At 56.7% G+C, this 10933-nt stretch carries 10 protein-coding genes and 1 pseudogene; 3 read left to right on the top strand and 8 right to left on the bottom strand.

The features are described 5' to 3' along the window. Window positions 1–258: 258 nt before the first annotated feature. The 3 genes from NP534_RS22920 to NP534_RS22910 all read right to left on the bottom strand — a co-directional run bounded on the left by NP534_RS22920 (window position 259) and on the right by NP534_RS22910 (window position 2767). Window positions 259–1050, bottom strand: a complete 792-nt coding sequence (locus tag NP534_RS22920) for an NYN domain-containing protein (protein WP_033697820.1) — start codon at window positions 1048–1050, stop codon at window positions 259–261. Window positions 1051–1141: 91 nt separating this feature from the next. After that, window positions 1142–1768, bottom strand: coding sequence for a histidine phosphatase family protein (locus tag NP534_RS22915; protein WP_274100213.1), 627 nt, complete (start codon window positions 1766–1768; stop codon window positions 1142–1144). Between the two features lie 51 nt (window positions 1769–1819). Further along, on the bottom strand, window positions 1820–2767 hold the full coding sequence (locus NP534_RS22910) for an AraC family transcriptional regulator (RefSeq protein ID WP_274100211.1): 948 nt from the start codon (window positions 2765–2767) through the stop codon (window positions 1820–1822). Window positions 2768–3045: 278 nt separating this feature from the next. Here NP534_RS22910 and NP534_RS22905 point away from each other — a divergent pair, with 278 nt between their 5' ends. Continuing rightward, the gene (locus NP534_RS22905; protein WP_274100212.1) at window positions 3046–4158 is read left to right on the top strand and encodes an MFS transporter; all 1113 of its coding nucleotides are present in this window, start codon (window positions 3046–3048) and stop codon (window positions 4156–4158) included. Between the two features lie 184 nt (window positions 4159–4342). On the opposite strand, the gene NP534_RS22900 is transcribed toward NP534_RS22905, so the two are convergent. Both NP534_RS22900 and NP534_RS22895 read right to left on the bottom strand, forming a co-directional pair. Further along, window positions 4343–5350: a zinc-binding alcohol dehydrogenase family protein gene (locus NP534_RS22900; RefSeq protein WP_274100210.1), complete on the bottom strand. Its 1008-nt coding sequence runs from the start codon at window positions 5348–5350 to the stop codon at window positions 4343–4345. Between the two features lie 124 nt (window positions 5351–5474). Then, window positions 5475–6272: an SDR family NAD(P)-dependent oxidoreductase gene (locus tag NP534_RS22895; RefSeq protein ID WP_274100209.1), complete on the bottom strand. Its 798-nt coding sequence runs from the start codon at window positions 6270–6272 to the stop codon at window positions 5475–5477. Between the two features lie 106 nt (window positions 6273–6378). On the opposite strand from NP534_RS22895, the gene NP534_RS22890 reads away from it, so the two are divergent. Both NP534_RS22890 and NP534_RS22885 read left to right on the top strand, forming a co-directional pair. Beyond that, window positions 6379–7329 carry a GlxA family transcriptional regulator gene (locus tag NP534_RS22890; RefSeq protein WP_033697826.1) on the top strand — a complete coding sequence of 317 codons (951 nt, stop codon included), beginning with the start codon at window positions 6379–6381 and terminating at the stop codon, window positions 7327–7329. Between the two features lie 65 nt (window positions 7330–7394). Further along, window positions 7395–7697, top strand: coding sequence for a hypothetical protein (locus NP534_RS22885; protein ID WP_277604287.1), 303 nt, complete (start codon window positions 7395–7397; stop codon window positions 7695–7697). 56 nt (window positions 7698–7753) lie between these two features. On the opposite strand, the pseudogene NP534_RS22880 reads toward NP534_RS22885, so the two are convergent. The 3 genes and pseudogenes from NP534_RS22880 to NP534_RS22870 all read right to left on the bottom strand — a co-directional run. After that, window positions 7754–7963 (bottom strand): annotated as a pseudogene (locus NP534_RS22880) (transposase); the annotation flags it as partial. Window positions 7964–8043: 80 nt separating this feature from the next. Further along, the gene (locus tag NP534_RS22875; RefSeq protein ID WP_274100208.1) at window positions 8044–9318 is read right to left on the bottom strand and encodes an OprD family porin; all 1275 of its coding nucleotides are present in this window, start codon (window positions 9316–9318) and stop codon (window positions 8044–8046) included. A 31-nt stretch (window positions 9319–9349) separates the two neighbouring features. Further along, window positions 9350–10684, bottom strand: coding sequence for an MFS transporter (locus NP534_RS22870; RefSeq protein WP_274100207.1), 1335 nt, complete (start codon window positions 10682–10684; stop codon window positions 9350–9352). Window positions 10685–10933 lie beyond the last annotated feature (249 nt).

Genomic DNA, 10933 nt, shown 5'->3' with positions numbered 1-10933 from the left:
CAAGCCCTTCTTCGGCGAACAAGGCATCGCCCTGTGACCCTCTGCGGTCCCTTGTAGGAGCGGCCTTGCCGGGGCGCCGGGCCGGTCGGAAAGGGGCGCGCAGCGGCCCCAGATTGGTGCGTCACCGCTGATAGTGCCGGGGCTGCTTTGCAGCCCTTTCGCGACGCAAGGCCGCTCCTACAACGGGCGTCGCTCGCCAAGGTGCAGAAGGCGCCCAGCTCGCCGGCCTCGAAACAGGACCTCCTGATTACAATGGCATCACTTGCTGGGTGGCTTGTGCCGGGCGTACATCGCGGTACCCCCAGCAGATGCACCGCGAGCTTGTAGTTCGAACGTCTGCGGGTATGCCTTGATCAGGTCGCTCAGCTTCTTGAAACCATGGGTACGCGGGTCAAACTCCGGGCGAAGCTTCGAGATGTTCGTACCCAACACACTTAAATGTGCCCAGCCATCCTCATCAGCAATATCGTCCAGAATCTTGGTAATGAAACCGATGGGCGCCTTGGGCTTCTTGGGCTTTTCTGCCGCCACCGGTTTTGCATCAGGCGTCACGGAGGACTCGACAGACGCCTCGGCATTGGGCGACTGAGCGGCTTCGTCACGCAGCAATTCGATGTAGATGAACTTGTCGCAAGCGGCCACAAAGGGCTTGGGCGTTTTTTCCTCACCAAACCCGTAAACCGTCAAGCCTTCCTCCCGCAGCCTTGAGGCCAGGCGTGTGAAGTCGCTGTCGCTGGACACCAGGCAAAAGCCATTGAAGCGCCGGGTGTAGAGCAAATCCATGGCGTCGATGATGAGCGAGCTGTCGGTGGCGTTCTTGCCCTTGGTATAGGCAAATTGCTGGATGGGTTGGATCGAATGGTCGAGCAGCACTTTTTTCCAGCCACCGAGTTGCGGGCCAGTCCAGTCACCGTAGATCCGCTTGACGCTGGCAACACCGTACTTGGCGATCTCTTCGAAAAGCCCCTCTACGATCGCAGCTGGCGCATTGTCGGCGTCAATCAGTACTGCTAAGTGTTTTTGCGTGGTGGTAGAACTGTGTGTAGCCATGGTCATCCTTGGGGCATGAAAAGAAGCTGTTCTCAGTCATTCTGGCTGCATTGCACCAACTGCCGCAGCTTAATCGCTTTTCGCGACTCGGTCATACAAAGGCGCGCCGGGCCGTACAGGATGGTTTTTCGGCATTGAGTACCAGCTCAAGCCCCCAGCCATTGTGAATGTGGTTCGCGATCTCAAATTCGCGCCAGTGAGTCATTGCCTGGCCATCGATCATGCGTGGTTCACACTCGATCAGCCAAGCCACGGCATTGAGGAACTGACCATGGGAAAACACCAGAATGTCTTGTGCCGGGTGCAAGGCCAGGCGATCCAAGAACGACCGCGCGCGCTCAATAAATGCGAGGAACGACTCTGCGCCTTCTCCGTCGACGTGGGAAGGATCAGCTTTAGCCCAATACAGGTCGACCCAAGCTTTTCGTTGAGCAACCGTAGTATTCACGCAATTCGCAGGCGCGAGGTAGGTGAATTCTTCGATGGGCCATGTCTCGCAGGTAACGCTGGGGAACACTGAAATCGTGGCATCCGCGGTTGCTTGAGCGCGTGAGAAGGGTGACGCAACGATCAATCCAGGCGCCTTGCTGATTGACCTGGCTACGCGCGCTGCTTGATCGCGGCCCTTATCAGTCAGTGGGATGGTCGCGTGATCCAGGGTGGCTGCGCCGGCATTCGCCGCGCTTTCTCCATGACGTATGAGGCGGACGATCTTCATTTTACCGGTGGAGTACAAATGTTCTCCTCCTTGTAGGTGAGTGCTCAAGGTTCAGGGCAGGCTGGGCGTGGTGGCGCCTGATCGTTGCGCACCTAGGCGCAACCCAGCGATGTCGCGCTTTGGCGGCGTGCCGAACTGCCGCCCATACTCGCGGCTGAACTGCGAGGGGCTTTCATAGCCGACTTTGAAGGCAGCGGTGGCGGCATCCAGATGCTCGTTGAGCATCAACCGTTTCGCCTCGTTCAACCTCAACCATTTCTGGTACTGCAGCGGGCTCATCGCGGTGAGCTGGCGGAAGTGATGATGGAAGGTCGAGAGCCCCATTTGCACCTGGGAGGCCAGCTCGTCCACCCGCAGCGGGGCGGCGTAGTTCAGCTTCATCCAGTCGATGGCCTTGGCTATTCGGTGCCCCTTGCTGCCCACGGAAGCGATGTAGCGCAGGAGAGGGGCCTGGTCACTGAGTAATAGCCGGTAGTGGATTTCTCGCTGAATGAGCGGCCAGAGGGTAGGGATCGCATCGGGCTCTTCCAGCAACTCGATCAGGCGGGTGAAGCTCTGCAGCAGCTTCGGGCTGAGTTCACCCACTCCCGCGCTGGTATGAAAGGCCTGACCGCTCACTGGAAGACGACCATCTTGCGCGATCAATTCCGCCAGCGTGCGCAGGTCGAGCCTGAACACCAGGCCAAGACAGGGGGCTGCCTCGCTGGCCATCGTCACCGCCGAGTTGGCGGGGATATTCAGTGAAGTGACCAGGAAGCGGCTCGTGTCGTAGGGGAACACGTCGCTGCCAATGACCATCTCTTTGGCGCCCTGGGCGACCAGCACGATGCTCGGCTCAACGATGCACGTGATCGGCGGGGCCGGTGCATGACGTCGGTAGACGCCGAGCGCTGCAATGCGCGTCGCGAAATCGCCAGCGGTAGGCGCATGGGCGCCGATGACCCTGCACAGCGTGGCCATTGGGTTAGAGGGAGAGGGCGGTTGTGGGCTGGCGTGCATAGGAAGCATCCGATGATCTCGTGGGAAAACACTACGCGTGCGCTGCCTGAGCTGTCCATGCCCGGTCAGCACGGCTTGGAGATTTAGGCAAGAAAACTAGCCATTTGCTCTACTGGTAGGCCGGTTTACGCGAGGAAGATGACAGTTCATTCACTGCGGGAGCCGCGGACATGCCCCATGGAGCGAACAGTTTGTACAAGCGTGAGCCGGTTTCGCTCGAACGGGATTCACTACCCCTTCAACATTCAAGCCGCCAGGTTTGGAGTGCTGTCCTGGCGATGTCACTCTGTGCCTTCGCCCTGGTGGCGTCCGAATTTTTGCCAGTGAGCTTGCTCACCCCCATTGCATCCGATTTGTCGCTGACTGAAGGCCAGGCCGGGCAGGCCATTTCAATCTCGGGCTTCTTCGCCGTGATCACTAGCCTGTTGCTGGCCACCCTGACCCAGGGGATCGACCGCAAGCCTGTGCTACTGGCCACAACGGCGCTGATGCTGATTTCCGGAGGGATGGTGGCATACGCCCCGGACTACCTGACGTTGATGGTGGGGCGCGCCGTGCTCGGGATTGCCATCGGTGGTTACTGGTCGATGTCCACAGCGGTGATGATGCGCATCGCACCCAAAGCGCTCGTTCCCAAGGCCATTGCCGTGATGCAGGGCGGTACCGCACTGGCCACGGCAGTCGCGGCTCCGGTCGGGAGTTATTTGGGCGGCATCATTGGCTGGAGAGGAGCATTTTTTTGCGTGGTGCCGTTGGCCGCGTTGGCGTTGATCTGGCAAGCGTTCACGCTGCCGGCAATGCCGAGTGAGCGCGCTAAGTTATCGGCCACCGGCTCGCTGCGCTTGCTGGGAGACAGCAGGGTCGCGCTCGGCATGGCCGCCGTTGCCTTCCTCTTTATGGGGCAGTTCACACTGTTCACTTATCTGCGGCCCTTCCTGGAAACGGTCACGCAGGTGGATGTGCCTACGCTCTCGCTGCTCCTGCTGATCATTGGCGCCGCAGGATTGGTAGGCACTGTGTTGGTGGGCGCCCTCGTTGCACGACATCTGAATCGGGTGCTAATGGGGATACCGTTGATCATGACCGCCATCGCATTCGCCGTGATCGCGGTGGGTAGCTGGGTCGTTCCAGTCGCCGTTCTGCTGGGTTTCTGGGGGCTGATCGCTACCTGTGCTCCCGTGGGATGGTTCACCTGGTTGGCCAGGGCACTGCCGCGCGATGCTGAAGCCGGGGGTGGCCTGATGGTCGCGGTGATTCAGTTGGCTATTACTGTAGGGGCAACGGTAGGCGGCGTGCTGTACGACGGGATGGGCTATCAAGCTACGTTCGTAGCCAGCGGAGTATTTTTGCTTGTTGCAGCTGTGCTGAGCGCTATGACCCGCCGCAAGTAAGCCAGTACCGGCTAAATGCCGGTGAGATTTTGCGGGCAAAAGAAAGCCCGCTGCTAGGCGGGCAAGGTCTATCACACGTAGGGATAGCTTCAGGTTCTCTCAAACCACGTGAAAATTGAGTGAAAGAAACGTTCTCATGATGTGATGGCCGCATCTTAAAGATGAGGGCAGACCGGTGTAGCCATCAAAAGGCTTCCAGGACAATCTTGCCGCGTGCCTTGCCACTTTCGATTACGGCGTGCGCGCGCTTGAGATTATCGGCGTTGATCGTGCCGAAGTGCTCACCCACGGTGGTTTTGAGTACACCGTCATCGATCAGCTTTGAAACACGCTCGAGCAATTGGTGCTGCTTGATCATGTCCTCGGTTTTGTACAACGAACGTGTGAACATCAGCTCCCAGTGCAGTGACAGCGACTTGCGTTTGAGTGGCATTACATCCAGCTGTGCGGGGTCGTCGATCAGCGCCAGTTTGCCTTGTGGACGAAGCACTTCCACCAACTGCGCAAGGTAGGTGTCGGTGTGCGTCAGGCTGATCACATAATCGACCGTATCGAGCCCGAGCGCTTGCAACTGAGGCGCGATCGGCTTGGAGTGGTCGATGACATGATGGGCACCCAGTTCCTTGACCCACGCCTGGGTCTCAGGCCTTGAGGCGGTGCCGATGACGGTCAGCTGCGTGAGCTTGCTGGCCAGCTGAACCAAAATCGAACCCACCCCGCCAGCCGCGCCGATAACCAAAAGGCTTTGGCCTTTACCTGCATTTTCGACAACGCCCAAGCGGTCAAACAGCAGCTCCCACGCGGTAATCGAGGTCAGGGGGAGGGCAGCGGCACTCGCATTATCCAAGCTGCGAGGCTTGTGCCCGACGATGCGTTCATCCACTACGTGAAGCTCACTGTAGGTGCCCGGGCGGTCGATAGCACCGGCGTAGAAAACCTCATCGCCCGGTTGGAACAACGTCACTTCAGCACCTACCTCACGGACGACGCCGACGGCATCCCAGCCCAGCACCTGTGGTTGCTCACCGCCACGGCTTGCACGGATCTTCGTATCAACCGGGTTGACGGCGATAGCCTTGACCTCGACAAGGAGGTCCCGGGCACCGGGTGTCGGGGTGGGCAGCTGCGTGTCGTACAGCGATTGAGGGTCTTGGATCGGCAAACCGGGTTGGGTGTAGACGACGGCCTTCATTGGTTTGACTCTCTGATTGAATGTGGGTTAAGGCTAGACGTTTCGATTCACTCAAGAAATAGCCTGAATGGAGTAAGACTTTGTCGCCTGTGGTGAAAATGGTGGGTAGCGTTTGACCTGCTGATCATTTGGCGTTGTAACGCGGAGCAAGCAGATTGCTGGAAAGCTGACTGAACATGGCCTGTCGGCTGGCTTCGTAGCGTTCGAAAGCTTGCAAGTCATGCATCGAGGGGATGGAGATCAACACACTGTCGTCGAAATCCTGCAGGGCTCCGTCCACCAGGTCTTGGGCCGACATCACGATGCCCGGATCGAGGTTCTCGACAGGCAAGCCACCGATCTGCCAGAAGTCGGTGGCTGTGGCCCCTGGTAGCACCGCCTGGATTTTGATGCCTTTATCCGCTAGCTCCTTGTGCAGGGACTGAGTGAACGCGGTCACATAGGCCTTGCTGCCGCCATACACGCCATTGAGCAGTTCTGGCGCCAGGCTCACGATGGACGAGATATTGATGACGGCGCCGTGCTTGCGAGCGGTAAATCCTGGGATGGCGGCGTAGGTAAGGCGGGTGAGGGCGGTCACGTTGAGGGTGATCATTTCGGCCATGCGCTCGACATCACTTTCCAGCAGGCTGGTGTGGGTGCCGATGCCTGCGTTGTTCACGAGCAGGCTGATGCTGGCGTCTTCACGCAGTTTGCGTTCTACCTTGGCGAGGTCATCTGCCTTGGCTAGGTCTGCCGGATACACCTCTACGTTCTGCCGGGTTTCGCTGGTGAGCCGGCTGGCCAAGGTGTTGAGGCGCTCCCGGTTACGGGCGACCAGCACCAAGTCGTAACCCCGGCGGGCCAAGCGTTCTGCGTAGATCGATCCGATTCCGGTGGAGGCGCCGGTGATGAGGGCGGTGCCCTTGAATTGCTGCGTCATGGTGATGTTCCGGTGTTTGGGTGTGGAGCCATGATGCAGAATAGCGCTGTTGTCTTAAACGACGCATATAATACGGTTTTAGGACATTGAACAGTGGAGCTCTACCATGCACCGGGTCGGCTACCTTATTACCGAAGGTTTCCAGGTCATGTCGCTGGCAACGCAGGCGGTATTCGAGTTCGCCAACATCGTCGCGGGCGAAACGGTTTACAGAATCCAGAATTTCTCCATGGAGGGTGGCACGGTGCGCTCTTCTCTGGGGATGTACATGGATACGCTTCCTCTTGGGGCTCCTGGTTTGGCCGATACCTGGATGATTACGGGGACTTTGACGCCATTGACGCCTCCTGGTGCAGACGTGCTGGCCAGTGTGCGGGGTTTTGTCGACGGCGCACGGCGCACTGCGGGCCTTTGTACGGGCTGTTTTGTGTTGGCTCAGGCAGGCGTGCTGGATTATCGGCGTGCAACGACGCATTGGGCCTATGCGAAAAAGCTGCGCGAGCTGCATCCGAAGATTGAAGTCGAAGAAGATCGGATATTCATTGTGGACGGGCAGATCTGGACGTCCGCCGGCATGACCGCTGCCCTGGATATGGCGCTGGGTATGGTGGAAAAAGACCTGGGAGCCGAAATGGCCAGGTCCGTGGCGCGCAAGCTCGTGATGCATCAGCGCCGCTCGGGTGGGCAATCCCAACACTCCGAACTGCTGACGCTTGCACCGAAGTCGGATCGGATTCAAAGCGCTCTGGATTACGCTCGCAAAAATTTGAGTCGTCCGTTGAGTGTTGAGGAACTCGCTGAAGTTGTGCACCTGAGCCCCCGGCAGTTCACCCGCGTGTTCACCGCCGAGACCGGGCAATCACCGGCCAAGGCCATAGAGCGTCTTCGTCTTGAGGCTGCCCGATTGATGATTGAGCAGAGCCGACACAGCCTGGATGTGGTGGCTAAAGAAACTGGTTTTAGGGATCGCCGGCATATGCGCGAGGTATTCATCCGCGGATTCGGCGTACCGCCACAAGCGGTGCGAAGGGATGCACGGCGGGTGGTACCTGCTTAAGAAGCGGTGCTAAACGGTTATGTGTGTGCGCCAATCGCGACTTTAGTCAGTGGAGGAAGTTTGTGATGACAGTTTCGGAATTGATGGTACTGGCGCGGGAAGCACCTCAGGATCTGCTGTGTTGGTCGAGCTTCGTAGCGCAGACCGAATTCGCCTGGCAAAACTCAATCTTGGTGTCAGATGCAGAAAGGTGGCAGACCCTTTGGTTTGAGATGGAAATTGTAAATGCGCTGGCATTGGCCGAGTGGGAGGATGATGGGCGTCCTTGCGATTGGTCTGGCCGTTGGCGCGAAGGGTACGAACAGGATGCGAAAGCGTTAGTTTCGGAGCTGCTGCCACTGCTTGTTAGCCCTGAGGCAAAGGCGTGATGCGGCGCAATGAGCTGCGGCGGCTCATTAGGGGGCGATTGGATGTCTCGCTCTTACGTCACGCTCTTGAGTTCAGCGCGTAGCTTGCGCAGTTCGGCCTGCCGATCGTCGTCTTGCTGACGCTTGCTATAGAGCTTGATCCAGGCGTAAAGGCTGTGCACGGACATGCCCAGGCGCTGGGCGACATCGGCGACAGATTTGCCTTTTTCGGTCACTTGCTTGACCGCTTCGATCTTGAATTCTTCGGGGTAACGCTGACGACTCATGGCACCTCCTATTTGGGCCTCATTATGAGGCTTGGAGGTGTCTAGGAAACCAGGGGCGATTCATAGACGTTATCGCGCTACTAAAATTTTACAGTGTAATCGATGTTTATTCTGGTTTCGTTATCACTTCTGAAGCTCGCGCCGGAACTCAAGTCATTCCTGTAAAAGGCATGGCGAATGCGAAGGGCGAGGTCTTTAGCAGGGCCGGACTGTACAACATATGAAAGCTCCAGGTCTTTTGAGGACTCCGTCAGATTGCTCCCCCCAAGGCTGGGCAGATCGATGTTCGTACCTCTGAGGTAGCGGATCATAGCCGCTAGTCCAGGGACACCCATGGCTACAAAATTGTAGTCGTATCGCAGAAGCATTGTTCGTTCTTTGGGGTTCACGAAATCCGCGCTCATCGTACCATCACTGAGAACGACAGGCTCGCCCCCGGCCAGATAGGCGAAGGCAGTATCTCCCGTTTGATACATGTAGCCTACTCCAAGCGTATGTCCACCCGTTAGGTAACTAAGCGTCAAGCCAGCGTTAAGATTGTCTACTTTACCTGCCTCTGCGCGCCCGCTCTCACGGCTGTCGAATACTCGCAGCTCGGTCTTGAGCCTACCGGATCCAAGTGCAATGGAATGAATACCCCCAATGAAGTCTTGTGCGTAGATGTTTTCGAGATCTGCATGGTAATAGCGTGCCGTAAAGTTATCGGCGAAACGGTACTCGCCACCCAGGTACTCGAAGCGATCTGAAAAAACGCCAGACTTGAAGCGGCCATTCGGTGAGGCCATTGCTATCGGCTGATTGTTCGTAGAATCCCTTAGATTGACTCTATCCATTCGTCCAGCCTGCAAGGTCAAGTTCTCAATTTCTGAACTGGTCACCGACGCCCCCCTGAAGGTTTGTGGCAGCAATCGCGCGGGGCTTGCAGTAATCACGGGAAGCGAAGGAAGTTGAGTACCCACTGAAAGACTCGTTTTAGAGAAGCGAGCTTTCACCGTAGCGCCAAGCTCAGAATATTCGTCCTTTGCCCTTCGTGTCTGTGGATCTATAGGCAAGAGCTGGGTGCCTGATCGCTGAGGTGACGAATCAAGCTTCACCCCCAGCATCCCGGTGAGGTCCAAACCAAAACCTACAGGACCCTCTGTATATCCTGAGTTTGCCCTGAGAATGAAGCCTTGGGCCCATTCGCGAACGGCCGAAATCGGCGAGTCTCCTTTGTAGTCACGATCGAGATAATAGTTCCTGTTCGTTAAGGCAATAGTACTGTCTTCAAAAAAAGCTGCTGAAACAAATGTGCTCATGCAAAGAAATGGCACGCTCAGCGCACACTGCATCAGGCATTCAGCGTTACGTCGCATCGGATTTACCTTCTTATTGTTCTTTGATATCTCAGAGGCTTGTTGCAGTGTGGAGAGGCTTAAGTGAACTACGTCCTAGAAGTGCGACAGCGATCGATGCGAGAACAAAGGCCATTGCAAATAGCAGGTACAAGTCAGAGGGGTTCCAATGGGCATCGATAAGTTGTCCGGCCACAAGCGGTGAGGCAATGGCGCCTGCTCGACCAATGCCGATACCCCAACCCAAACCCGTCACGCGCTGGCTAGCGTCATAGATAGACGGTGTCAGCGCGTAGAGCCCTGCCACACAACCATTCACAAAAATACCAATCAAAACAGCAAGTACAAATGCTAAATGCAGCGCATCTGTAAATTTCACAAAAACGCCAAGCAGCAGTGCGTTGGTCAGGAGATAGATCATCAGCACCTTGGATAACCGGAAGCGTGCTGCCAATAGTCCTACTAGTGCTGTGCCGAAAATACCACCGACGTTGAGCAACACTCCTCCCGTGATCCCTTGTTCGTTGGACAGTCCCGCGGTCACCAGCAACCTCGGAGTCCAGCTCATCACAAAATAAAAACCGAACATGACCAGGAAGAAGGATACCCAAATCAGCAAAGTAGACCGCAATAGGGCGGGGGAGAACAGCTGAGCAAACGATGCACGTAGAGAGGTGCGTGTGGCGTGGGTCGACTCAGGCATTTCGTCGAGCGGTGCGAGTTTAACTCTGAGCCGCAACTGGTTGATACGTTTGATTGCTACATCAGATTTTCTCGACATCAGAAATGCAAGCGATTCTGGCAGCCACAAAAACAACACAGGCAGTATTGCTAGCGTAACGAAGCCACCATAAAGGAAAACGGACCTCCAACCCAACGCAGGAATCATCTTCGCGGCGATTACTCCGCCAATTGTTGCACCCAGCGCGTAGGCCGTTGATTGGAGGCTGATTGCAAGCCCCCGCCAACGTTTATTGGCATACTCGCCTGCGATTACATAGCTACTGGCCAAAATACCACCGATACCCAAGCCGGTAACGAAACGGAAGGCGGCGAGCATTCCAGGACCGGTAGCCTGCGAGGAAGCGAGCATGCCTGCCCCGGCCACGGCTATGCATACAAGGATTAACGGGCGACGGCCGAAGCGATCAGCCCAAGGCGCGATGAAAAGCGATCCGATTGCCATGCCGACTAAACCCGCGCTAAGCAGATAGCCAAGTCGCAGGCCACTGAGGCCCCAGTCAGCGGCTACGGAAGAAGCCGTAAAGGCCATTACTAACACGTCGAATCCGTCCAGCATGTTGATTACAAAACAGAGTGCGATAACCCACCATTGGAAGGCGGACATTCTTTTCTCATCAAGCTGATTCGCGGGGTAGTTACTCATGATTGCCGGCCTCACGCATATTGGAAGGCCCAGAGAGTGAGCCAGCGGACAGGATGCACTGCCCTGCATGAGGGGAAAGTTGGGAAGACATGGCGTTACCTTTTTATTGTTGTGATCAGTGGCGCATGCAAAGCGTGATGTGAACCCAGACATCAGGTAGTGCAGATGCCCAGGCCCTCAATGAATTACGTACTAGTGTCCTGTCTCAAAAATAAATATTCCATTTGAGCTAAGCTTCCATCGTCAACC

This window comes from Pseudomonas sp. 39004 (assembly GCF_028682155.1).
GTDB classification, from domain to species: domain Bacteria; phylum Pseudomonadota; class Gammaproteobacteria; order Pseudomonadales; family Pseudomonadaceae; genus Aquipseudomonas; species Aquipseudomonas capeferrum.
This window is presented reverse-complemented; position numbering and strand designations above follow the sequence as displayed.